This window comes from Rhizobium beringeri (genome assembly GCF_004306515.1).
GTDB classification, from domain to species: Bacteria; Pseudomonadota; Alphaproteobacteria; order Rhizobiales; family Rhizobiaceae; genus Rhizobium; species Rhizobium beringeri.
This window is the reverse complement of record NZ_SILG01000001.1, coordinates 423,150-444,552: the sequence shown is the minus strand read 5'-3', so window position 1 is coordinate 444,552 and position 21,403 is coordinate 423,150. Positions and strand designations below refer to the sequence as shown.

23 protein-coding genes are annotated in these 21,403 nt (G+C 59.2%); 9 read left to right on the top strand and 14 right to left on the bottom strand.

What is annotated here, in order from left to right; genetic code table 11:
• Positions 1-6: 6 nt before the first annotated feature.
• Positions 7-1,407, bottom strand: a complete 1,401-nt coding sequence (locus ELH03_RS02275; protein WP_130765953.1) for an MBOAT family O-acyltransferase — start codon at positions 1,405-1,407, stop codon at positions 7-9.
• A 464-nt stretch (positions 1,408-1,871) separates the two neighbouring features.
• Here ELH03_RS02275 and rfbC point away from each other — a divergent pair, with 464 nt between their 5' ends.
• From rfbC to rfbA, 4 genes are read left to right on the top strand one after another with little or no spacing between them, the layout of a single operon-like run.
• Positions 1,872-2,438 carry a dTDP-4-dehydrorhamnose 3,5-epimerase gene (gene rfbC / locus ELH03_RS02270; protein WP_130766700.1) on the top strand — a complete coding sequence of 189 codons (567 nt, stop codon included), beginning with the start codon at positions 1,872-1,874 and terminating at the stop codon, positions 2,436-2,438.
• Between the two features lie 13 nt (positions 2,439-2,451).
• Positions 2,452-3,507 (top strand): dTDP-glucose 4,6-dehydratase, encoded by a 1,056-nt coding sequence (gene rfbB / locus ELH03_RS02265; protein WP_130765952.1) that lies wholly within the window; start codon positions 2,452-2,454, stop codon positions 3,505-3,507.
• Between the two features lies 1 nt (position 3,508).
• The gene (rfbD, locus tag ELH03_RS02260) at positions 3,509-4,402 is read left to right on the top strand and encodes a dTDP-4-dehydrorhamnose reductase (protein ID WP_130765951.1); all 894 of its coding nucleotides are present in this window, start codon (positions 3,509-3,511) and stop codon (positions 4,400-4,402) included.
• A complete protein-coding gene (gene rfbA, locus ELH03_RS02255; RefSeq protein ID WP_130765950.1) occupies positions 4,399-5,262 on the top strand; it encodes a glucose-1-phosphate thymidylyltransferase RfbA in 864 nt (287 codons plus the stop codon). The genes rfbD and rfbA overlap by 4 nt, the downstream gene beginning before the upstream one ends.
• 130 nt (positions 5,263-5,392) lie before the next feature.
• Here the strand turns inward: rfbA and ELH03_RS02250 are convergent, their stop codons facing one another.
• Genes ELH03_RS02250 through ELH03_RS02240 form a run of 3 tightly spaced genes read right to left on the bottom strand, consistent with a single transcriptional unit; the run spans position 5,393 to position 7,386 of the window.
• Complete coding sequence (locus tag ELH03_RS02250; protein ID WP_130765949.1) at positions 5,393-6,196, bottom strand: anti-sigma factor family protein; 804 nt, start codon at positions 6,194-6,196, stop codon at positions 5,393-5,395.
• Positions 6,193-6,801, bottom strand: a complete 609-nt coding sequence (locus ELH03_RS02245) for an RNA polymerase sigma factor (protein WP_130765948.1) — start codon at positions 6,799-6,801, stop codon at positions 6,193-6,195. Before ELH03_RS02245 ends, ELH03_RS02250 begins: the two co-directional genes overlap by 4 nt.
• Positions 6,802-6,849: 48 nt before the next feature.
• Complete coding sequence (locus tag ELH03_RS02240) at positions 6,850-7,386, bottom strand: tetratricopeptide repeat protein (protein ID WP_130765947.1); 537 nt, start codon at positions 7,384-7,386, stop codon at positions 6,850-6,852.
• 167 nt (positions 7,387-7,553) lie between these two features.
• On the opposite strand from ELH03_RS02240, the gene ELH03_RS02235 reads away from it, so the two are divergent.
• The 3 genes from ELH03_RS02235 to ELH03_RS02225 all read left to right on the top strand — a co-directional run bounded on the left by ELH03_RS02235 (position 7,554) and on the right by ELH03_RS02225 (position 10,430).
• Positions 7,554-8,606: a type III polyketide synthase gene (locus ELH03_RS02235; RefSeq protein WP_130765946.1), complete on the top strand. Its 1,053-nt coding sequence runs from the start codon at positions 7,554-7,556 to the stop codon at positions 8,604-8,606.
• Positions 8,603-9,106 carry an isoprenylcysteine carboxyl methyltransferase family protein gene (locus tag ELH03_RS02230; protein WP_130765945.1) on the top strand — a complete coding sequence of 168 codons (504 nt, stop codon included), beginning with the start codon at positions 8,603-8,605 and terminating at the stop codon, positions 9,104-9,106. Before ELH03_RS02235 ends, ELH03_RS02230 begins: the two co-directional genes overlap by 4 nt.
• 76 nt (positions 9,107-9,182) lie before the next feature.
• Positions 9,183-10,430 carry an NAD(P)/FAD-dependent oxidoreductase gene (locus ELH03_RS02225; protein ID WP_130765944.1) on the top strand — a complete coding sequence of 416 codons (1,248 nt, stop codon included), beginning with the start codon at positions 9,183-9,185 and terminating at the stop codon, positions 10,428-10,430.
• On the opposite strand, the gene ELH03_RS02220 is transcribed toward ELH03_RS02225, so the two are convergent.
• The 8 genes from ELH03_RS02220 to ELH03_RS02180 all read right to left on the bottom strand — a co-directional run bounded on the left by ELH03_RS02220 (position 10,420) and on the right by ELH03_RS02180 (position 19,197).
• The gene (locus tag ELH03_RS02220) at positions 10,420-10,956 is read right to left on the bottom strand and encodes a gluconokinase (RefSeq protein ID WP_432422304.1); all 537 of its coding nucleotides are present in this window, start codon (positions 10,954-10,956) and stop codon (positions 10,420-10,422) included. The genes ELH03_RS02225 and ELH03_RS02220 overlap by 11 nt on opposite strands.
• A gap of 26 nt (positions 10,957-10,982) precedes the next feature.
• A complete protein-coding gene (locus tag ELH03_RS02215; RefSeq protein ID WP_130765942.1) occupies positions 10,983-11,936 on the bottom strand; it encodes a peptide ABC transporter ATP-binding protein in 954 nt (317 codons plus the stop codon).
• Positions 11,933-12,949, bottom strand: a complete 1,017-nt coding sequence (locus ELH03_RS02210; protein WP_130765941.1) for an ABC transporter ATP-binding protein — start codon at positions 12,947-12,949, stop codon at positions 11,933-11,935. The genes ELH03_RS02215 and ELH03_RS02210 overlap by 4 nt, the downstream gene beginning before the upstream one ends.
• The gene (locus ELH03_RS02205; protein ID WP_130765940.1) at positions 12,949-13,839 is read right to left on the bottom strand and encodes an ABC transporter permease subunit; all 891 of its coding nucleotides are present in this window, start codon (positions 13,837-13,839) and stop codon (positions 12,949-12,951) included. The genes ELH03_RS02210 and ELH03_RS02205 overlap by 1 nt, the downstream gene beginning before the upstream one ends.
• Before the next feature lie 9 nt (positions 13,840-13,848).
• Positions 13,849-14,853, bottom strand: coding sequence for an ABC transporter permease subunit (locus ELH03_RS02200; RefSeq protein ID WP_105005003.1), 1,005 nt, complete (start codon positions 14,851-14,853; stop codon positions 13,849-13,851).
• Between the two features lie 86 nt (positions 14,854-14,939).
• Complete coding sequence (locus tag ELH03_RS02195; RefSeq protein ID WP_130658414.1) at positions 14,940-16,535, bottom strand: ABC transporter substrate-binding protein; 1,596 nt, start codon at positions 16,533-16,535, stop codon at positions 14,940-14,942.
• A 339-nt stretch (positions 16,536-16,874) separates the two neighbouring features.
• Entirely contained in the window at positions 16,875-17,357 is a 483-nt protein-coding gene (gene rirA, locus ELH03_RS02190) for an iron-responsive transcriptional regulator RirA (protein WP_003545647.1), read from the bottom strand.
• Positions 17,358-17,700: 343 nt separating this feature from the next.
• Positions 17,701-19,197 (bottom strand): CoA-acylating methylmalonate-semialdehyde dehydrogenase, encoded by a 1,497-nt coding sequence (locus tag ELH03_RS02180; protein WP_130765939.1) that lies wholly within the window; start codon positions 19,195-19,197, stop codon positions 17,701-17,703.
• A 179-nt stretch (positions 19,198-19,376) separates the two neighbouring features.
• Here ELH03_RS02180 and ELH03_RS02175 point away from each other — a divergent pair, with 179 nt between their 5' ends.
• Together ELH03_RS02175 and ELH03_RS02170 are read left to right on the top strand one after the other, a co-directional pair.
• The gene (locus ELH03_RS02175; RefSeq protein ID WP_130765938.1) at positions 19,377-19,691 is read left to right on the top strand and encodes a putative quinol monooxygenase; all 315 of its coding nucleotides are present in this window, start codon (positions 19,377-19,379) and stop codon (positions 19,689-19,691) included.
• Positions 19,688-20,569 carry a LysR family transcriptional regulator gene (locus ELH03_RS02170; protein WP_130765937.1) on the top strand — a complete coding sequence of 294 codons (882 nt, stop codon included), beginning with the start codon at positions 19,688-19,690 and terminating at the stop codon, positions 20,567-20,569. Before ELH03_RS02175 ends, ELH03_RS02170 begins: the two co-directional genes overlap by 4 nt.
• Here ELH03_RS02170 and ELH03_RS02165 read toward each other — a convergent pair.
• The gene (locus ELH03_RS02165) at positions 20,541-20,732 is read right to left on the bottom strand and encodes a hypothetical protein (protein WP_128401352.1); all 192 of its coding nucleotides are present in this window, start codon (positions 20,730-20,732) and stop codon (positions 20,541-20,543) included. The two genes, ELH03_RS02170 and ELH03_RS02165, sit on opposite strands and share 29 nt — an antisense overlap.
• Before the next feature lie 43 nt (positions 20,733-20,775).
• Positions 20,776-21,213: a DUF4174 domain-containing protein gene (locus ELH03_RS02160; RefSeq protein ID WP_130765936.1), complete on the bottom strand. Its 438-nt coding sequence runs from the start codon at positions 21,211-21,213 to the stop codon at positions 20,776-20,778.
• Positions 21,214-21,403: the final 190 nt, after the last annotated feature.

The window sequence follows — 21,403 nt, the reverse complement described above, 5'->3', positions numbered from 1 at the left end:
GTTCTCCTAGAACTGGAAATAGATGAATTGCGCGCCATCTACATAGTAAATGAGTGAAAAGAAAAACATTGTTGAGAAAAACAAAAGCTGATTCCGAGTTGAATAATGGGTTATAGGTTGATAGTTTGTAGTTTTATTTGCGATGAAATACAAAATAACAAACATCACCAGCAATTCAAAGAAAACCCCGTCCAGTCTTGTCTGCATATATCCGGCGCCAAAGCTAAATATATTTGAAACTACCATTAGCGCTTCAGAGAGGGTCGGCGCCCTGAAAAATATCCATGAAAAGAAAACCACCGCCATGGTAAGAATCCACGACATCGGCGCCCATGAGAACACCGCCTTCACGCCCGATGGGAGCCTCACGAGGTGGTAGTACCTGTTGACGCTGAGGGCGAGGCCGTGAATTCCTCCCCATATGACGAAGTTATAACTGGCTCCGTGCCACAAACCTCCGAGCAACATGGTAATCATTAGATTTCGAGTGATTTTGAAATTGGAAAGATCTCTCGACCCCCCGAGCGGAATATACAAATAGTCGCGAAGCCAATTCGACAGTGTTATGTGCCAGCGGCGCCAAAACTGTTGAATTGATTGCGCCGTGTATGGAGAATTGAAATTCGAGGGCAAGTCATAGCCAAAGAGCTTCGCCGCCCCTAGAGCCATGAGAGAATAGCCCCAGAAGTCGCAGAAAATCTGAACGCCAAATCCGACAACAGCCAGCAGATTGTCGAGGCCGCCATAATTGCCCGGGTTGGCAAATGTCGTATTGACGTATGGAGCGATACCGTCGGCGATTCCACACTTCAGAGCGAAACCAGTGACAAAAAGATACGCTCCCGTAACAATGAGATCGCTTGAAAGTTTTTGCAGCGTGCCAATTTGCGGCATGAACTGATTAGCGCGGCAAATCGGGCCGGCAATCAGGTGCGGGAAGAACAATACGAATATCGACAGCTTCAGCGGATTTCGTTCCGCGACCATCTTTTTATTGTATAGATCGACAGCATACGAAATCAATTCAAAGACATAAAACGAGATGCCTAACGGCAGAAGAGCCGGAATCCTGGGGCTCTCTACCACGATTCCGATCAACTGAAGTGCATCGACTACGTTGTCGACGAAGAAGGAGAGATATTTGAATGAGAATAATATGCCCAGATTTGCCAACACCACCAGCCATAGGCCCAGACGGCTGTTCCGTGGATAAACCCCGACAGTGATGACCCAATTCAGAATAATGAGGCCAAGCAGTAGAAATACAAATAGAAAACTCCACTGAATATAAAAAACAACACTAGCAATAAATACTATGATCTGCCGAAGAGAGACAGACTTTGTCGACCAATACGCCAATAATGTAAGAGCCAGAAGGATCCCATAACCTTCAGAATTGAACAGCAAACGTCACCTCTCCGCGATCCAGCTCGTACAACGGGCACCTAGCGACTTGTCGATCCGTTGTTTCATCACCCATGCCGCAACCCCATGCGGCAGCGGCAAATATCTATGCCGGCGTGCGCCATAGCGCATGATTGACACTTATGCCAAGCGCCAACTGGTATTCAAAGGATGTCAGGAATGAATTCTCTTTTGGCTGCAGCCGTTATGTCACTGCAAAGCCCCTTGCGATCTCGGATAGAGACGAGCGGGACGCAAAGCCTCGACGCAATTTTGCTGGAATTACTCTACAAGCCAACACATTGCCGCAGCTTGAATCGTCTGCTCCGGCGCCGCACACATCCGGCGGCAGAACTGGATTCTCATCTTGCCGTCCAGGCCTCGCCAAGGTATGTGCTCAGCAGCACAATTGGCTATATTGCCGCGTTGGCCGCTGTCACAATCCAGCGATCAAGCCTAATGCAAGGATGTATGCGTTGAATGTAGAACAACTGGAGATCGGGGACGTCAAAAAGATCACTCCCGCCAGGTTCGGTGACTCAAGGGGCTATTTCAGCGAAGTCTTCAAAGATTCCTGGTTCCGCAGCAACGTGGCCGACGTCTCTTTCTTGCAGGATAATGAGTCCCTTTCAGCGCAGCCGGGAACCGTCCGGGGATTACATTTTCAGTTGTCTCCCTTTGCGCAAGGCAAACTTGTGCGCTGTCTGCGTGGCGCGCTCCTGGATGTGGCCGTCGATATCAGACATGGCTCTCCGACATATGGGAAGTGGGTCTCCGCAGAACTGTCGCCTGAGAATGGCTCACAACTCTGGGTGCCGGCCGGATTTGCGCATGGGTTCGTAACTTTGCAGCCTGATACGATCATAAGCTACAAAGTCACAGCTCCCTACAGCGCGGAGCATGACCGTGGCGTGCGGTGGAACGACGCCGAGATCGGGATCGAGTGGCCTCAGATGGATGCCTACGTTCTTTCTGATAAGGACAACAAACAGCCGCTGCTTTCCGAACTCCCCGCATATTTTCAACTTTCGTAAAACGGAGGGCCTCATGCGTGTTCTTGTAACAGGTGGCGCTGGCTTCATCGGTTCGGCATTGGTGCGCTATCTCGTCAGCGAGATCGGCGCCGAAGTGCTCAATATCGACAAGCTGACCTATGCCGGCAATCTCGCCTCGCTGAAAGCGATCGAGAATGCTGCCAACTACAGGTTTCTCAAAGCCGACATTTGCGACAGAAGCGCGGTCAGCAACGCTTTCGAGGAGTTTCGTCCCGATTACGTCATGCATCTGGCGGCGGAAAGCCATGTCGACCGGTCGATCACCGGCGCGGCGGATTTTATCGAAACGAATATAAACGGCACCTTCAGCATGTTGGAGGCCGCGCGGCAATATTGGCAAGGGCTTCCGGCGGACGAAAAGGCGGCATTCAGGATGCTGCACGTGTCTACCGACGAAGTCTATGGTTCCCTCGGTGAAGACGGGCTGTTTGCCGAGACGACACCTTACGATCCGTCCTCTCCTTACTCCGCGTCCAAGGCGGCCAGCGATCACCTCGCGACGGCATGGGAAAGGACTTACGGCCTGCCCGTGATCATTTCCAACTGTTCGAACAATTACGGTCCTTTTCATTTCCCGGAAAAGCTCATACCCCTCATCATATTGAACGCGCTCGAACGGAAGCCGTTGCCCGTCTACGGAAGCGGCTCGAACATTCGCGATTGGCTCTATGTCGACGACCACGCACGAGCGCTTTGGCTGATCGTGCAACGAGGCCGTCCCGGCGAAAAATACAACGTCGGCGGGCGCAACGAGCGGCGGAACATCGAGGTCGTCGAGCGTGTCTGCGCGATCATGGATGAAGTCCGGCCAGGACACGCACCGCATAGCGATCTTATAAGCTACGTTACGGATCGGCCGGGCCACGATGCACGTTATGCTATCGATGCGACCAAGCTCGAGACCGAACTCGGCTGGAAAGCACTGGAGAATTTCGACAGCGGTATTCGCAAGACCGTTGAGTGGTATCTGGAAAACGCTTGGTGGTGGCAGCCGCTGCGTGAGCGTGTGTATTCCGGTGAACGGCTTGGCGTGTTGAAAAAGGTGTGAGATGCGCATCGTAGTAACAGGCAAGAGCGGCCAGGTCACATCTGCGTTGCAAGCGCTGGACGCGGGAGGTATCGAGGTCATCGCCATAGGCAGGCCCGAGTTGGATTTGCTCCAGCCTTCGACGATGCGTGAAATCATTGCGAAAATCAAACCCGACGTCGTCGTCTCGTCGGCCGCGTACACCGCCGTTGACAAAGCCGAAAGCGACGAGGCGTCAGCTTTCGCCATCAATCGAGACGGCGCAAGAGCAGTCGCTGCAGCAGCTGCCGAGCTGTCCCTTCCTATCATCCATCTCTCGACCGATTATGTTTTCGATGGAGACAAGGCCGAAAGCTATGTCGAGAGCGACCCGGTCGGACCGGTATCCGTCTATGGCAGATCGAAGCTCGAGGGCGAATATGCGGTCGCCGCAGCGAATGAAAACCATGCCATCCTGCGGACGGCCTGGGTCTATTCAACGTTTGGCCACAACTTTGTGAAAACCATGCTCAGGCTTGCGGAGACGCGGGAAGAGTTGAGCGTTGTCAGCGATCAACTGGGTTGCCCGACCTCCGCCAACGACATCGCCGAGGCTATCGTCAAAATAGCGGCCAAGCTATCAAAGGATTCCAGCCCGGACTTGCGGGGTGTTTTTCATTTGGCCGGCAGCGGCGAAACGAACTGGGCCGAGTTTGCTCGATATATATTGTCCATTCTCGAGGAAAAGACCGGTAGGCGCGTCACCGTCAAGGACATTGCCACCGCCGACTACCCCACAGCCGCGAAACGGCCCGCCAATTCCCGATTGTGCTGCGATAAGTTGAAGCGCCTTTATGGGGTCAGCATGCCGGAGTGGCAGGTATCAACGCGAGCTGCTGTGACAAAGCTCTTGGAAGAGCCGAAGGAGGCCGTATGAAAGGTATTGTGCTTGCGGGGGGCAGCGGCAGTCGCCTGCACCCGATGACTCATTCGGTCTCGAAGCAGTTGCTTCCGATCTATGACAAGCCGATGATCTACTACCCGCTGACCACCTTGATGCTGGCCGGCATACGGGAGGTTCTGATCATCTCCACCCCGCACGATATGCCGCTTTTCCAGCGTTTGCTGGGTGATGGCAGCGACTGGGGGATGTCTCTGAGCTATGCTGTCCAGCCGAGCCCCGATGGCCTTGCCCAAGCCTATATTATCGGCGCAGACTTTGTGGCGGGCGGACCCTCCTGTCTTATCCTCGGAGACAATATCTACTTCGGCCACGGCCTTCCGGAACTCCTCGAAGAGGGCGTGTCCAAGGATGACGGTGCGACGGTATTTGCCTATCACGTGCACGATCCTGAACGTTACGGCGTCGTCGAATTCGGCAGCGATATGACTGCAATTTCAATCGAAGAAAAGCCGGCGAAGCCGAAATCGCACTGGGCTGTCACCGGCCTTTATTTTTACGATGCCGACGTCGTTGATATCGCAGCCAATCTAAAGCCATCGCCGCGCGGCGAATACGAGATCACCGATGTCAACAGGACATACCTGGAGCGGGGGAAGCTGCGTGTCTCGATGATGGGCCGCGGATATGCCTGGCTCGATACCGGCACGCCCGAAAGCCTGCTTGAGGCCGGCGAGTTCGTCCGCACGCTTGAAAAACGCCAGGGCTTCAAAATCGCTTGCCCGGAGGAAATTGCGCTGGCGAAAGGCTTCATCACGAAGGAGCACTTCGCCCAGATTGCCGCCAAAGCGGGCAAAGGCGATTACGGCCAATACTTGCGTGGTCTGGTGGATTAGAGCAATTCCCGCAAAAGTGCGCGCCGGTTTTTCGTCCGTAATTGCGCAAAAACAAAAAGATAGAGCATTTCCGTGACTCGGAGAGAAACGGAAATGCTCTAGATAGCTGCGATTCGGCAGAATATAGAGGTCAGGCTGAAAGCCTTCTCCTGATGTCCTCTCCCAATTCCTTCATGCGGTCGGCCGAAATGCGGCCGATCAGCATGAAGGCGTGCGTCTCGTTCGACCAGTAGATCACGTTCAGGCCCTTGCGGCTTTCGAGGTCCGGCGCCTTGCTGCCCGCATCTGATTTGACAATGCAGAGCGCCATCGGGCCGGTTTCGGGATCGAGATAGGCGATCTGGGCGAGCGGTTTGCCGTCATATTGCAGCATCAGTGCGCGTTTGAAATCGATGCCCGGGAGCGACACGGCTTCGGGGGAGAGCGACAGGCCGAGTTTTTCGTCGAGCGAGCCGAGCTGGGCGGCCTGGACCTCCCTGGCGGGCACGGGGCCGGCCAGCGTTTCCGGGGTGTAGAGCGAGATATAATCGGCGACCACGCTGCGCCATTCGCTGTTTTCGTCCTTTGCCGAAAAGCGTGCTCCCATGCCGATGACGGCGCGGTCGATCGCGATGCCGGCGACCAGCGATGCGGCGAGCGCGCCGAGGAAGCGGCGACGAGTGGCGAAGGCGGGCGTGGGGTCGGATCTTGCGCTCTGCTGCGCCGGAATGGCGGCGAGCATCGTCTCCAGTTTCTGGCGCGGGGCTTCGGCGAGCAGCGGGGCGAAGGCTTGCTCGAACGGGAGGCTGGCGCGCGCCAGAAATTCCAGCCGTTCGGCGGTGCTCTCGTCTTCGTTCACAATGGCTTCAATGCGCGCAGCCTCTTCGGGTGTCAGTTCGCCGTCGATGAAGGCGGTCAGGTCCTCGTCGGAGGGAATGGTGTGTTTCGTGCTCATTGCTGCCGTCCCCCTTCCGGTCCGGCGCCGGAGAGCTTGGCGCGGGCAGCCGCCAGCCGGCTCATCACGGTTCCGATCGGGATATCCAATATGCCTGCAACCTCGCGATAGGAAAGCCCTTCCACATAGGCGAGGAAAACCACCGTCCTCTGCGCCTCAGGCAGCGCATTCACCTGTTTCAGCACCTGACCCGCCATCACATGCGTTTCGGTGTCGTGCGCGCCGTCGAAGGTCAGCGTCTCCCCGGCATCGACGAAACCCTGGCCCTGGCGCACCCGGCGGGAGCGGATCTCGTTCAGCCAGATCGAGTGCAGGATCGAAAACAGCCAGCGGTCGAGCCGGGTGCCGGGGATGAACTGATCGGCGCGCTCGAGTGCGCGAAGGCAGGTCGCCTGGACCAGGTCGTCGGCGACATCGCGCTGATGCGAGAGAACGAGACCATAACGCCAGAGCCTTGCCAGATTTTCCGTCAGGCCGCTCCTGATATCCGCTTCGCTCGCGATGGCCGCCTCCGCCAATCCTGCATCCCTCGAAACCGCCGGATGAACCGGCGATTCCATTCTCGCGCGACTATAGGCAGGAAAATGGGTGTGCGCGACCGACATTCTTACATCCCTCTCGTGCTTCCATTTTTCCGCCCCGTGGCCTGCTGATCAGATCTTCGAGGGATCGAGGATTGCAGCGTTCAGATCCTGATATTCCTCGCAGCCGGTGCCGCAGATCGCCTTGATTGACTTCAGCTGGTCTTTAGCGAGATCGAGCTGACCCTTGATGACATAGGCTTCGCCGAGATATTCGCGGACCTTGGCGTATTGCGGGTCCATCTTCACCGACTGGAGATAATAGGAGATGCCCTCGTCGGTGCGGCCGAGCTTGCGGGTGGCATAACCGCGATAATTCAGCACTTCGGCGGTGTTCTGGTGCTTGACCGTGTCGAGCACGGCAAGCGCCTCTTCATAGCGGCCGGCCTTGGCCAGCGAATAAGCATAGTCGGCGCGGTTCTCGTCCGAGACGTTGGCGCTCTGCTGCTTGACGCATTTCTTGGTCTTCTGGTCGTAGATCTCGCCCTTCTTGCAGACCGGCGTCGTGCTGCTATCATCGCCGACCGCAAAAACCGGGCCGGAGACAACAGAAGCGGCAAGGCAGCCGCCGAGAATGATGGAAGCGATGCGGGCTGTCATGATCGTCATGGGGAAACTCCTCGAAAGTGACGTTGCGACGAGAGAACACCGCTACATCCAGCTTTATTCGGCTGCTGCTTGCATTTCTTCTTCACCCTTTCGTGAAGCTTCAGAGCTGAATAATTTGGGCGTCTGCGTGTTTTCCTTCGTTCCGCCGGAGGGACAAGGAGAATTCTGTGACCGACACCGTCAAACTCGTCAGCCTCGCCATTGCGACACCCGAACATGTCATTTTCCAAAAACAGGCGGTCGAAGCCTCGGCCCGGCTGTTTGCCGACCGCTTCGAGGATTTCCGCCATCTTGCCCGCGTCTTCGATAGCGCCGGTATCGACAAGCGCCATGCGGCGCGGCCGCTTGCCTGGTTCGACGAGCCGCATGGCTGGCAGGACCGCATGCAGGCCTTTGCAGAGGTGGCGAGCGGGCTTTTCGTCGAGGCTGCCAGCTCGGCCCTTCGCCAGGCAGGACTTGAGGCCGGCGATGTCGACTGTGTCGTGACGGTCTCGTCCACCGGTTTTACGACGCCGAGCCTTGATGCGCAGCTTAGCCGCAAGATGGGTTTCAGACCCGATATCGAACGCGTGCCGGTCTTCGGGCTCGGCTGTGCCGCCGGCGTGTCAGGTTTTGCGATCGCCTCGCGGCTGGCGCGGGGCCGGCCGGGCACTGTTGTGCTTTTCGTCTCGATCGAGCTTTGCACGCTCGCCTTTCGGCTGGATGAGCTGACGCGGCCGAACATCATCGCGACGGCGCTTTTCGGCGACGGCGCTGCCGCCTGCGTGCTGCGATCAGGCGAAGACGGGTTGGCGGAGGTGGAATCGACCGGCGAGCATCTCTTTCCCGATACGCTCGATATCATGGGCTGGAAGATCGATGACGGCGGCTTCGGTATCGTGCTGGCGCAATCGCTGCCGCCCTTTGCCGAAAAGGAGCTCGGCCCAGCGGTAACGGCCATTCTGGCCCGCAACGGGCTGAGGGTGGAGGATATCGACCGCTTCATTTGCCATCCCGGCGGCATGAAGGTGCTGGCCGCGATGGAGAGCGCGCTTTCGCTGGTGCCGGGGACGCTCGATCACGAGCGCGCCGTGCTTGCCGAATATGGCAACATGTCCTCGCCGACCATCCTCTTCGTGCTGGAGCGGGCGATCCGCGCCGGGTTGCCGGCGCGCTCCGCGATGATCGCCATGGGGCCCGGCTTTTCGGCCAGCTGCGTGACGCTGCGGAGGGCGGCATGATGTGGCCGTCGATCGCGCTTCTGGCATTCGTGACGCTGCAGCGGCTGGCGGAACTCGTGCTCGCCCGGCGCAACACGGCGGCGCTTCTTGCCAGAGGCGCCAGAGAGGTCGCACCCGCGCATTATCCCGTCATGGTGGCGCTGCATGCAGGCTGGATCGCCGGCCTTTGGTTGCTTGCACCGGGCAGGCCGGTCGCGCTCTTCTGGTTTCTCGTCTTCATGGGGCTGCAGGCGCTGCGGCTCTGGGTGCTGGCTACACTGAAAGGCCGCTGGACGACGCGTATCATCGTCCTGCCCGGCGCACCGCTCGTCAGATCCGGGCCCTATCGCCTCCTCCGCCATCCGAACTATGCGATCGTCGTCGGCGAGATCGCCGTCCTTCCCCTCGCCTTCGGCCTGCCGCTTTACGCGATCGTCTTTTCCCTTCTCAACGCGCTTATCCTCCATGTCCGCGTGAAGGCTGAAAATGCCGCACTGAAAAGCGCAATGATTTTGAAATGAATGCGATTTTCCGTTTGCGTCGCGGTATCGGCGCGGGCATTTTCACCGCATTAGACAAAGCGGAATGCAAGCGGAAATGACGAAGAACGCAATCGTACTCGGCGCCGGCATCGTCGGGGTTTCCACGGCCATCCATCTTCAGCGACGCGGCCGGCAGGTGACGCTGATCGACCGCAAGGATCCGGGCAACGAAACCTCCTTCGGCAATGCCGGCCTGATCCAGCGCGAAGGGGTCGCGCCTTACGGCTTTCCCCAGCAGCTCGGGCTTTTGCTGCGTTATGCGCTGAACAACCGCATCGACGCGCATTATCACCTGCGCACACTGCCGAGCCAGATCGCCTTTCTCGCCCGCTACTGGTGGAATTCCAATGCGCGCCGCCACGCGATCATTACCCGGGCCTATGCGCCGCTGATCGAAAATTCGGTTGTCGAACACAAGGATCTGATCGAGGCGTCGCAGGCCGAAGGGCTGATCCGCAAGGACGGCTGGATAAAGATTTTCCGCACTGAAGCCAAGCGCGACGGGGCTCTTGCGGAGGCAGCACTTTGGCAGAATGAATTCGGCGTGGAGTATGACAGCCTGACTCCGGCCGATATCGCCCGCATGGAACCTCATATGACCGGCGATTTCGCCGGTGGTATCCACTGGCGCGATCCTTGGTCGGTGCTCGACCCGCATGCGCTGACATCGGCCTATCGCCGCTATTTCGAAAGCCTCGGTGGCAAGTTCGTCACGGGTGACGCCGCCTCGCTCGGCCCGTTCGGCTCCGGCTGGAAGATCATGACCGCGGAAGGTCCGCTCGAAGCCGACGATACGGTGATGGCACTCGGCCCCTGGGCGGCCGCTGCAACACGCCGGCTCGGCTATTCCTTCCCGCTCGGCGTCAAGCGTGGCTATCACATGCACTATGCCGCCAAGGGCAATGCCGTGCTCAACAACTGGACACTTGATGCCGAACGCGGCTATCTCCTTGCGCCGATGCGCCGCGGCATCCGCCTGACGACAGGGGCGGAATTTGCAACGCTCGATGCGCCGAAGACGCCGGTCCAGCTCGATCGCGCCGAAGCCGTGGCACGCACCATCTTCCCGCTCGGAGGCAGGCTCGATCCCGAACCCTGGATGGGCGCACGCCCCTGCACACCCGACATGATGCCTGTTATCGGCAAGGCGCCACGCCATCAGGGCCTGTGGTTTGCCTTCGGCCATGCCCATCACGGGCTGACGCTCGGGCCGGTGACCGGCCGCGTGCTTGCCGAACTCATCACCGGCGAGACGCCGTTCATCGATATCGCGGCCTATTCGCCGCAGCGTTTCAACCCGTAATACCGAGCGCGGCGAGGCTCTTGAGCGCCGTTGCCGCAATGCCTTCGATCGTGTCGTCGATATCGACAGCGACGACGCCTGGCTCGCCGGTCGGCGGTTCCAGCGTCGCCAGCTGACTTTCGAGCAGGGAGGCCGGCATGAAATGTCCCTTGCGCTCGCCCATCCGCTTCATCAGCAACGCTTTGGAACCTTCGAGATAGACGAAGAACAGATTGCCGTCGACGGCAGACCGCAGCCTGTCGCGATAGATGCGCTTCAGCGCCGAGCAGGAAACGATAATGCCCTCGCTCTTTTCCAGCGAGGCTTTCATGTCTTCGCCGATGCGGTCGAGCCAAGGCATCCGGTCCTCATCGGTCAGCGGAATGCCCTTCGACATCTTCTCGACGTTGGCGGCGGGATGAAGCGCATCACCTTCGACGAAGGCCAAGTGCAGGACTTCGGCGAGTTTCTCGCCGACGGAGGATTTGCCGCAGCCGCTGACTCCCATGACGATGATCGCATGGGGTTTGTTCATCTGCTCCAACATGATTCCTCCTTAGCTTGCCTTCCCGCTCAATCGAGCGGGAAGTGACAGGCATATTGTTGTGCACCCTCACCGCTTAGTTCAGGAGAAACCTGGCGACAATAGTCCTGCGCCTTCCAGCAGCGCGGATTGAAGTGGCAACCCGACGGCGGCTTTAACGGCGAAGGCAGTTCGCCCTGCAGGCGAATGCGGGTCTTTTCGCGATCGGGATCGGCGATCGGCGTCGCCGACAGCAAGGCTGCGGTATAGGGATGGCGCGGCCTGGCGAAGACCTCGGCGGCGGGACCGGTTTCCACGGGACGGCCGAGATACATCACCATCACCTCGTCGGCGATATGATGGACGACGGACAGGCCGTGCGAGATGAAGAGATAGGCAAGCCCCATCTCCTTCTGCAGGTCCATCAAGAGGTTCAGCACCTGCGCCTGGATCGAAAGGTCGAGCGCCGAAACCGGTTCGTCAAGCACCAGCACCTTCGGCCGCAGCATCAGGGCGCGGGCAATGGCGATGCGCTGGCGCTGGCCGCCCGAGAACATATGGGGATAGCGGCCATAATGCTCCGGACGCAGACCGACGCGGGCCATCATCTCCTCCACCTTGCGGCGGCGGGCGGCGGTGTCGAGATTGGTGTTGATCTTCAGCGGCTCTTCGAGGATCGAGCCGACTTTCTGGCGCGGGTTGAGCGAGCCGTAGGGGTTCTGGAAGACGATCTGCACCTGGCTGCGCAGGCTGCGGTCGCCGACATGGGCGGGCTTGCCGTCGATCAGCAATTGCCCCGATGTCGGATTCTCGATCATCGTGACCAGGCGGGCGAGCGTCGACTTGCCGCAACCGGATTCGCCGACGACGGCGAGCGTCTTGCCGGAATGCAGGCTGAAGCTGACACCGTTCAGCGCCTTGACGGTGGCATCGGCTTTGAAGAGGCCGCGGTTGACGGTGTAGAAGCGGGCGAGATCCCTGCCCTCGAGAACAGCGCCCGTCATACGAGATCTCCTGCAGTTTCAACGGCCATGATGCCGGGATGCCCAAGCGGCTTGCCGTCCTTCAAAGGATAGTTGCAGAGCGCCAGTCCGAGCTCCGGTCCCTGGCGGACGACACCGCGATCGCATTCGACCGTGGCAAAGCCACAACGCGGCGCAAACAGACAGCCCGTCGGGCGACCATGCTGGCCGGGAACGACACCGGCGATCGAGGGAAGACGCTGGCCGACCTTGGCGCGTTCGGGCAGGGCTGCGAGCAGAGCTGCGGTATAGGGATGATGCGGATCGCGGAACAGTGCCCTCACCGGCTGTTCCTCGACCTTCTGGCCGGCATATTGCACCTGCACTCGCTCGGCGGTTTCGGCGACGACACCCATGTCGTGGGTAATCAGCACCAGCGCCATGCCCTGCTCTTTCTGCAGGCGAACGAGCAGATCGAGGATCTGTGCCTGGATCGTCACGTCGAGCGCAGTCGTCGGCTCGTCGGCGATGAGGAGCTTCGGATTGCAGGCGAGCGCCATGGCGATCATGACGCGCTGGCTCATGCCGCCGGACATCTGATGCGGGAAGTTCGACAAGCGCTCTTCCGGCGCCGGAATGCCGACGAGGTTGAGCAGTTCGATTGAACGTTGGCGGCGCTCCTTGCGGTTGAGGCCCATATGGACGCGCAGGGTCTCGCCGAGCTGGAAGCCGACCGTGAAGCACGGGTTGAGGCTCGACATCGGCTCCTGGAAGATCATCGCCATATCCTTGCCGACGATCCTGCGGCGCTGGCGGGCGGAGATGCCGCGCAGATCCTTGCCGTCGAACTGCATCCGGTCGGCGGTGATCTTCGCCGTCCAGGGCAAAAGCCCCATGAGGGCAAGCATGGCAACGGATTTACCCGAGCCGGATTCGCCGACGACCGACAGGATCTCGCCCTTGTCGCAGACAAGCGATACGCCGTCGACGGCGCGGAAGAGACCGGAAGAGGTCTGGAATTCGACCGTCAGATTTTCAATCTCGAGGAGTGGCATCACGACCTCTTCAGTTTGGGATCGAGCGCGTCGCGCAGGCCGTCGCCCATCAGGTTGATGGCGAGAACGGTGATGAGGATGGCAAGACCTGGAAACGTCACCACCCACCAGGCGCGCGAGATGAACTCACGGGATTCGGCCAGCATCGTCCCCCATTCGGGTGTCGGCGGCTGGGCGCCCATGCCGAGAAAGCCGAGGGCGGCGGCATCGAGAATCGCCGCCGAAAAGGCGAGCGTCGCTTGAACGATCAGCGGCCCAAGACAGTTCGGCAGGATCGTCTTGAACATCAACCGGAAGGTGCCCGCACCGGCGACACGCGAGGCGATCACATATTCCTTCTCACGCTCTGAAATGACCGAGGCGCGCGTCAGCCGCACGAAATGCGGCTGGTTGACCAGCGAAATCGCGATCATCGCATTGGTAAGCCCTGGCCCGAGCACGGCCACCAGCACGAGAGCCAGCAGCAGCGACGGGAAGGCCAGGATGATATCCATCAGACGCATGATCGCCGTATCGACCTTGCCGCGGAAAAATCCAGCGACGAGGCCGATCAGGACGCCTGAAATGACCGAAAGCGTGACGACGACGACGCCGATAAAGAGCGAAAACCGCGCGCCGTAGATCAGGCGCGAAAGGATATCGCGGCCGACGGCATCCGTTCCGAGCGGGAAGGAGGCGCTACCGCCCTCCATCCAGAACGGCACGGCCAGCAGTACCGCGCGGTTCTGCTCGTTCGGCTCATGTGGCGCAAAGAGCGGCGCGAGGACTGCGACGACCAGAATGATGATGAAAACCACCAGGCCGATGACGGCGCCCTTGTTGCGGGAGAAATAATGCCAGAACTCCGCAAGAGCGGATGGCTGGCCGGTTTTGACGGTGACCGTGCTCATGGACCGCTCCTAATGACGAATGCGCGGATTGATGAAGCCGTAGAGAACATCAACAATCAGATTGACCAGCATGATGACGCCGGCGATCAGCAGAAGACCGCCCTGGACCACGGCGTAATCGCGCTTGAAGACCGAGTCGACCATCCATTTGCCGATACCCGGCCAGGAGAAGATCGTCTCGGTGAGGATGGCGCCGGCAAGAAGAACGCCGATCTGCAGACCGATCGTGGTGATGACAGGGATCATCGCATTGCGCAGCGCATGCACGCCGACGACGCGCAGCGGCTTCAGGCCCTTCGAGCGTGCCGTGCGGACATAGTCCTCACCCAGAACCTCGAGCATCGCCGAACGCGTCTGGCGTGCGATGACGGCGAGCGGAATGGTCGCCAGCACGATGGTCGGCAGAATGAGGTAGCTGACGGCCGAGGAGAACGCTCCCTTCTGGCCCGACAGCAGGCTGTCGACGAGCATGAATCCGGTGACGGGCTTGAAGAAATACATCAGCGAGATGCGGCCGGAAACCGGCGTCCAGCCGAGATAGCCGGAGAAGAAGATGATGAGCAGCAGGCCCCACCAGAAAATCGGCATGGAATAGCCGATGAGGGCAACACCCATCACGCTCTGGTCGAACCACGTGCCTCGCTTGACGGCCGCAAAGACGCCGGCGGGCACGCCAAGACAGACGGCGAGGATAATGGCACAGAGCGAAAGCTCGAGCGTTGCCGGAAACAGCGTCAGGAATTCGCCGAGAACGGGCCGCTTGGTGACGATCGAGGTGCCGAGATCGCCTTGCAGCACTTTTCCGAGATAATCGAAATACTGCACATACATGGGCCGGTCGAAACCGAGATCATGCATGATCTGGGCGTGCCGCTCCGGCGCCATGACACGTTCCCCCGACAGGAGCATGACGGGATCGCCGGGGAGCAGGCGGATGAACGAGAAGGCAATGAGGGAAACGCCGAGGAATGTCGGGATCAGCACCGCGAAGCGGCCGATGAAAAAACGCAACATGGCAGATGTCCAATAGTTTCCGGCGGTCAGGAGACCCTGACCGCCGGCTGCGCCCAGCTCTGCCGGGCATTCTTACATTATTCTTATTATTCGGATACGTCGACGCCGTCGAAACGGTGAATGCCGAGCGGGTCCATCTGGAAGCCAGAGACCTTCTTGCTCATCGGAACAAAGACAAGCGAATGGTCGATGGTCGCCCAGGGAGCTTCCTTCTTGAAGATCAGCTGCGCCTGCTCATAGGCCTTGGTGCGCTCGCCGACATCGGCCGTCAGCTTGGCCTTGGTCATGAGGTCGTCATATTCCTTGTTGCACCACTGAGCACGGTTGTTGCCGCCGACGGCATCGCAGCCGAGCAGCGTATCCATGAAGTTGTCTGGGTCGCCGTTGTCGCCGGTCCAGCCGAGAATGACGGCGCCGTCGCGCTTCACGTCGGAGGAGAGCTTCAGATATTCGGCCCATTCATGGGTGACAATCTCGACCTTGACACCGATCTTGGCGAAATCCGCCTGCATCAGTTCGGCGGCGCGGCGTGCGTTCAGCATGTAGGGACGCGACACCGGCATCGCCCAGATCTTCATGCTGAGATCCTTGACGCCAGCATCGGCAAGAGCCTTCTTGGCAGCGTCCGGATCGTACTTGTCGTCCTGAACGGCGTCGTTATAGGACCACATCGTCGGCGGGATCGGGTTCTTGGCAACGGCCGCAGCACCCTGGAAGACGGCGTCGATGATCGCCTGCTTGTTGATCGCCATGTTCAGGGCGCGGCGAACTTCCGGCTTGTCGAACGGGGCCATCTGGGTGTTGTAGGCGAGGAAGCCAACATTGAGGCCGGCCTGTTCCAGAACGGTCAGATTTTCATCCTTCTTCAGTTCCGGCACGTCGGCTGCATTCGGATAGGGGATCAGCTGGCATTCGCCGGCCTTCAGCTTCTGGGCGCGCACGGCAGCGTCAGAGGTGATCGCGAAAACCAGATCGTCGATCTTTTCCTTGCCCTTGAAATAGCTTTCGTTCGCCTTGTAACGGATGACGGCATCCGGCTGGTAGGCGACGAAGGTGAACGGGCCAGTGCCGAGCGGCTGCTGGTTGAGCTGCGCCATCTTGCCGTCGGCGGCGAGCTTGTCGGCATATTCCTTGGAGACGATCGAGGCGAAGTCCATGGCGAGGTCGGCGAGGAACGGCGCTTCGGGATGGTTGAGCGTGAACTTGACCGTCAGGTCATCGACCTTTTCGACCGACTTGATCAGCTCGGGAAAGCCCATGCCGGCAGCGTATTCGTAGGAGCCGCCCTCGACATACTTGTTCCACGGATTGTCGGATTTCAGCTGGCGCTCGAAGGAGAACACGACGTCGTCGGCGTTGAAATCGCGCGTCGGCGTGAAGAAGTCGGTGGTCTGGTACTTAACGCCAGGATGAAGCTTGAAGGTGTATTCCGTGCCGTCGGCCGAAACGCTCCAGCTGTCAGCCAGGCCCGGCTCGATCTCGGTGCCGCCGTGCTTGAATTCGACGAGGCGGCTATAGACCGTGCGCGACGACGCGTCGAAGGTCGTGCCTGCCGTATAGAGGCTCGGGTCGAAGCCTTCCGGCGAGCCCTCGGAGCAATAAACAAGGGTCTTGGACCAGGCCGACGTCGCCATGACGGAAATCAAGGCCGTCGCTGCCAGCAGGACAGAGATCTTTTTCATAATATTGTTTCCCGGTTGTTCTTTTTTGATGTTTGGAGACCGTAGATTGGCATCTCAGTCGACGCTCGATGGAACGATATTTATTTACTGAAAGCAACGGGCTACGCAGAAAATTTTTCCACCTGGACAATTTTAGAAATTTTCCGTCAAAAATCAGCCTCATTCGGAAATATTCGCACAAAAATGACCGAAATTTTGTCGCATTTGGTATAAAAACGCGCCCATCGCGACATGCCGACGGCATTTCCTCCGTATGCCGGAGACCAACCAGACGCTGCAAAAACAAAAACCGCGGTTGCCGGGGCAACCGCGGTTCAGAAGTATGTTCTGATCTTTAAATCAGGCGGCGGGGGCAACGATCGCGGGTTTGCGATATGCCGGCTCGCCGGTAATTCCGAGAAGGAAATTGATCTGCGGACGCGCCTTGACGAGGTCGTCGATGGAATATTCCGACAGCACGGCGAAGAAGGCGTTGAGCGCCTTGCGCAGCGCCGAATTCAAACCGCAACTGTCAACCAGCGGGCATTCGACCTCACCGTCATCCTCGAAGCATTCGGCCATGGCGAAACTGTCTTCCGTCACCCGAACGACGTCGAAAAGACTAATGTCGGCGGCCGGCTTGCCCAAGCGCACGCCGCCATTGCGACCGCGCACGGTTTCGACCAGACCCGCCTTGTTCAGCGGCTGAAGGATCTTGAAAAGAAAGAGCTCGGAAACGCCATAGGCCCTGGCGATTTCCGGAATCCGGCTCAAGTGCCCGTCGTTGGCAGCACAATACATCAACATGCGAACCGCATAGTTCGTCTGCTTCGTCAACCGCATGCCATTCTCCTGACTCGTCTGTTCAGACCTATATAGGCGGTTTGCTAGTTTTGAACAATTCCAAAATATGAAATTCGCATTCAGCTTATGAGGCCATTTGCCGCGACGTCAATCCCGCTTCAGGACCTCGACGTCATCCAGGATCGCCTGCTTGCGCTCGGGCGTGCCTTGCGCATCAGTTTGACCTCGGCACTGGGGGAATAGGAGATGGCGAGCAGACCGCGCCCTTGTCTCAGGACATCCTCGATGTCGGACCGATATCGTCGGCAATCGCATGACGAGGAAAAATTCGGGAGCCAAAAGGCCCCCGAACTACAGATTTCAAATCGGAATGTCGTGACGATCACTTCATCGTCGGCATGACGAATTCGGCGCCGCTCTTGATGCCCGAGGGCCAGCGGGCGGTGACGGTCTTGGTCTTCGTCCAGAACTTGATCGAATCCGTGCCGTGCTGGTTGAGGTCGCCGAAGCTCGAGGCCTTCCAGCCGCCGAAGGAGTGGTAGGCGAGCGGAACCGGGATCGGGACGTTGATGCCGATCATGCCGATATTGATACGCGAGGCGAAATCGCGGGCGGCATCGCCGTCGCGGGTGTAGATCGCAACGCCGTTGCCATATTCGTGCTTCATCGGCAACGACAGCGCTTCCTCATAGTTGTTGGCGCGAACGACGGAGAGGACAGGTCCGAAGATCTCGGTCTTGTAGATATCCATCTCAGGCGTGACATGATCGAACAGGCAACCGCCGACGAAGTAGCCGTCTTCATAGCCCTGGAGCTTGAAATCGCGGCCGTCGACGACGAGCTTGGCACCTTCCTCGATGCCGCGGTCGATCAGGCCGCGAACTCGGGTATAGGCTTCCTTGGTGACGAGCGGACCCATGTCGGCCTCGTCGTCTGTGTAGGGGCCGATGCGCAGGGATTCGATCTTCGGCGTCAGCTTCTCGACGAGGCGGTTGGCAGTCTCCTCGCCGACCGGAACGGCAACCGAGATCGCCATGCAGCGCTCGCCGGCCGAACCGTAGCCTGCGCCCATCAAGGCGTTGACGGCCTGATCCAGGTCTGCATCCGGCATGATGATCATGTGGTTCTTGGCGCCGCCGAAGCACTGGGCGCGCTTACCGTTCATCGCCGCGGTGCCATAGACGTAGCGGGCGATCGGCGTCGAGCCGACGAAGGAGACGGCGCCGATATCGGGATCGGTGAGGATCGCGTCGACCGCACCCTTGTCGCCATTGACGACGTTGAGGATGCCGGCGGGCAGACCGGCCTCGATCATCAGTTCGGCGAGGCGGATCGGCAGGGAGGGATCACGCTCGGAGGGCTTCAGGATAAAGGCGTTGCCGCAGGCGATCGCCGGCGCAAACATCCACATCGGGATCATGCCCGGGAAATTGAAGGGGGTGATGCCGGCGCCGATGCCGACCGGCTGGCGGATCGAATACATGTCGATCGCAGGCCCGGCACCCTCGGTGAACTCGCCCTTGGCGAGATGGGGAATGCCGCAGACGAATTCGCAGACTTCGAGGCCGCGAATGACGTCGCCCTTGGCATCCTCGATCGTCTTGCCGTGCTCCTTGGAGAGGATTTCGGCAAGCTCGTCCATGTGCTTGTTCAGGAGTTCGACGAACTTGAAGAAGACACGGGCGCGGCGCTGCGGATTGGTGGCAGCCCATTTCGGCTGCGCAGCCTTGGCGTTTTCGACGGCGGCGCGCAGTTCCTCGACGCTTGCGAGTGCGACCGTCGCCTGCACTTCGCCCGTTGCCGGATTGTAGACGTTGCTCACACGGCCGCTGGTGCCGGCAACCTGCTTGCCGCCGATGAAATGACCGATCTCACGCATGGGATGTTCCTCCTGTTTTTGGATGACCGACAATCGCACTTCAATTTGCACAAATCAATGCGCTGATATAAGCAACCGTTGTGCGTAGATTATAGCCCTGTCGTTGCATCAGGCGCTGCGGCTGCTTCAAACTTGGCACGGCACGCCAACAAGTCAAACCCCAAGAGGAGGTCAAACCGATGAGCCGGAAACCCGTGGTCAGAATGGCGGAGCTGGAGATCGATCCGGCCACGCTTGAAACCTATCGCGCATTGCTCACGGAAGAAATCGAAGCATCCCTAGCGCTGGAAGATGGTGTCCTTTCCCTGAGCGCTGTTTCCATCAGGGACAACCCAAACCGGATCCGTATCCTTGAAGTCTACGCCGACCAGGAAGCATACGAGGCCCATCTGCGAACACCGCATTTTCTTAAGTACAAGAACCAGACGGCGCACATGGTGACATCGCTGACGCTTATCGAGGTCGATCCGATCGCAATGCGTGCCAAGCCATGAACTGGGACGATGTTCGTATTTTCCTCGCCGTCGCCCGCACCGGGCAGATCCTTGCCGCCTCGAAGCGGCTGGGGCTCAATCACGCCACGCTTTCGCGTCGACTGACTTCGCTGGAAGAGGCGCTGAAGACGCGGCTTTTCATCCGTCGCACAAATGGCTGCGAGCTGACGGCCGAAGGCGAAGTGTTCCTGGCATCCGCAGAGCGGATGGAAACGGAAATGCTCGCAGCACAGGCCAGCCTCGGCCACACAGATACGGCAATTGCCGGGACTGTGCGCGTCGGCGCGCCTGATGGGTTCGGTGTTTCCTTTCTTGCGCCACGCATGGGCAGACTGATCGAGCGCCATCCGGAGCTGAAGATCCAGCTCGTACCTGTGCCGCGCTCTTTCTCGCTCTCGCAGCGCGAGGCGGATATCGCCATTACGCTGGAGCGGCCTGAACAAGGCCGGCTCGTCTCCTCCAAGCTCACCGACTACACGCTCGGCCTCTATGCCTCACGCAACTACCTCGCCTCCCAGGGCACGCCAGGCGATATCGACGCGCTGAAAGCGCATCCGCGCATCGGTTACGTCGAAGACCTGATCTTCACCGCCTCGCTGAATTTCTCCGGCGAGGTGATGCGGAGCTGGGATGCCAGCTTCGAAATTTCGACGGCGATCGGGCAGACTGAAGCGGTACGATCAGGCGCCGGAATCGGCATCCTGCACGATTATATCGCCCGGCAGTATCCGGAACTCCAGCGCATCCTGCCGGAGGTTTCGATCCGCCGCGCTTACTGGACCACCTATCACGAAACGGCGCGCGACCTCATGCGCGTCAGGAGCGTTGCCGATTTTCTGCAGGAACTCGTCAGCGCCGAACGGCACATCTTTCTTTAAGCTTCGAAGCGTGTTTTGCCGGTTCGTCGTTCTCGTCGGGATTGGGAACCGGCGCTTCGTCGGGCAGCCGGTCAGGCTCCGGTTCCTTGATCGGCGGCACCGGCTTCCAGCCAGGCCCGGGCATCGGCGGCTGATCGGGAATGGGTTCGTTGGGCACGGACATGACCGCCTCCCTTTCATGATTTCAGTTTACGCGACTTTCGGGGCTATTTGTCCGGCTTCAGCGATTCGGCAGCACGCATCGGCATGCTGTCGATGATGGCGAAGAGCTCGCCATCGGTAATCGGCTCGCTGGCCTTGAGCTTCACAGTGCCGTCCTTGCCGAGAAGGAAAGCGGCGAATTCGCCGACCTCCGGCGCCTCGAGATCGCGACGGATCGCTTCGGCGTCGAGGCCATCAGCCGCACCGAAGATCGGTCGAACGCCGGCGCCGGAAATCTTCAGCACCACCAGATCACGCTCATCGAGCGCTGAACGGTCGGCCAGCAGGTGATTTTCCTGCCGGGCGGCGCGGGAATTATCCCTGTCGGCGAAAACAACGAAGACGCGGTTCTTCCACTGAAACTGGGCGAGACTTTCGACCGGCGCATAAGCGCTGTTGGTCTCGTCGATCTTCGTCGCACCGTAGAGAAGGGTTTTCGACATGCGTATTCTCCCGTTAACATGGAGAACGACCCGGTGCGGCATGGGTTCCATCGAAACGATAAGAACCGAATTTTTTGGTTGCGCCTCCCGAATTCATCAGTGAGATCCGCACCTTATCCCCCTGCGGCCCTATTTCGCCGTAGAGCGATATTCAACCTTCGTTTGGCACTACGGAGACTTTCGTGAGCGT

Excerpts from the sequence above, each read along its gene's own strand:
- ELH03_RS02180 (WP_130765939.1), bottom strand. The coding sequence starts at position 19,197 with ATGCGTGAGATCGGTCATTTCATCGGCGGCAAGCAGGTTGCCGGCACC.
- ELH03_RS02195 (WP_130658414.1), bottom strand. The coding sequence starts at position 16,535 with ATGAAAAAGATCTCTGTCCTGCTGGCAGCGACGGCCTTGATTTCCGTC.
- ELH03_RS02230 (WP_130765945.1), top strand. The coding sequence starts at position 8,603 with ATGATGTGGCCGTCGATCGCGCTTCTGGCATTCGTGACGCTGCAGCGG.
- ELH03_RS02245 (WP_130765948.1), bottom strand. The coding sequence starts at position 6,801 with ATGTCGGTCGCGCACACCCATTTTCCTGCCTATAGTCGCGCGAGAATG.
- ELH03_RS02250 (WP_130765949.1), bottom strand. The coding sequence starts at position 6,196 with ATGAGCACGAAACACACCATTCCCTCCGACGAGGACCTGACCGCCTTC.
- ELH03_RS02160 (WP_130765936.1), bottom strand. The coding sequence starts at position 21,213 with ATGTCGAAAACCCTTCTCTACGGTGCGACGAAGATCGACGAGACCAAC.
- rfbA (WP_130765950.1), top strand. The coding sequence starts at position 4,399 with ATGAAAGGTATTGTGCTTGCGGGGGGCAGCGGCAGTCGCCTGCACCCG.
- ELH03_RS02215 (WP_130765942.1), bottom strand. The coding sequence starts at position 11,936 with ATGACGGGCGCTGTTCTCGAGGGCAGGGATCTCGCCCGCTTCTACACC.
- ELH03_RS02205 (WP_130765940.1), bottom strand. The coding sequence starts at position 13,839 with ATGAGCACGGTCACCGTCAAAACCGGCCAGCCATCCGCTCTTGCGGAG.
- ELH03_RS02200 (WP_105005003.1), bottom strand. The coding sequence starts at position 14,853 with ATGTTGCGTTTTTTCATCGGCCGCTTCGCGGTGCTGATCCCGACATTC.
- rfbD (WP_130765951.1), top strand. The coding sequence starts at position 3,509 with ATGCGCATCGTAGTAACAGGCAAGAGCGGCCAGGTCACATCTGCGTTG.
- rfbB (WP_130765952.1), top strand. The coding sequence starts at position 2,452 with ATGCGTGTTCTTGTAACAGGTGGCGCTGGCTTCATCGGTTCGGCATTG.
- ELH03_RS02175 (WP_130765938.1), top strand. The coding sequence starts at position 19,377 with ATGAGCCGGAAACCCGTGGTCAGAATGGCGGAGCTGGAGATCGATCCG.
- rfbC (WP_130766700.1), top strand. The coding sequence starts at position 1,872 with ATGTATGCGTTGAATGTAGAACAACTGGAGATCGGGGACGTCAAAAAG.
- ELH03_RS02170 (WP_130765937.1), top strand. The coding sequence starts at position 19,688 with ATGAACTGGGACGATGTTCGTATTTTCCTCGCCGTCGCCCGCACCGGG.
- ELH03_RS02240 (WP_130765947.1), bottom strand. The coding sequence starts at position 7,386 with ATGACGATCATGACAGCCCGCATCGCTTCCATCATTCTCGGCGGCTGC.
- ELH03_RS02225 (WP_130765944.1), top strand. The coding sequence starts at position 9,183 with ATGACGAAGAACGCAATCGTACTCGGCGCCGGCATCGTCGGGGTTTCC.
- ELH03_RS02165 (WP_128401352.1), bottom strand. The coding sequence starts at position 20,732 with ATGTCCGTGCCCAACGAACCCATTCCCGATCAGCCGCCGATGCCCGGG.
- ELH03_RS02220 (WP_432422304.1), bottom strand. The coding sequence starts at position 10,956 with ATGTTGGAGCAGATGAACAAACCCCATGCGATCATCGTCATGGGAGTC.
- ELH03_RS02210 (WP_130765941.1), bottom strand. The coding sequence starts at position 12,949 with ATGCCACTCCTCGAGATTGAAAATCTGACGGTCGAATTCCAGACCTCT.
- rirA (WP_003545647.1), bottom strand. The coding sequence starts at position 17,357 with ATGCGGTTGACGAAGCAGACGAACTATGCGGTTCGCATGTTGATGTAT.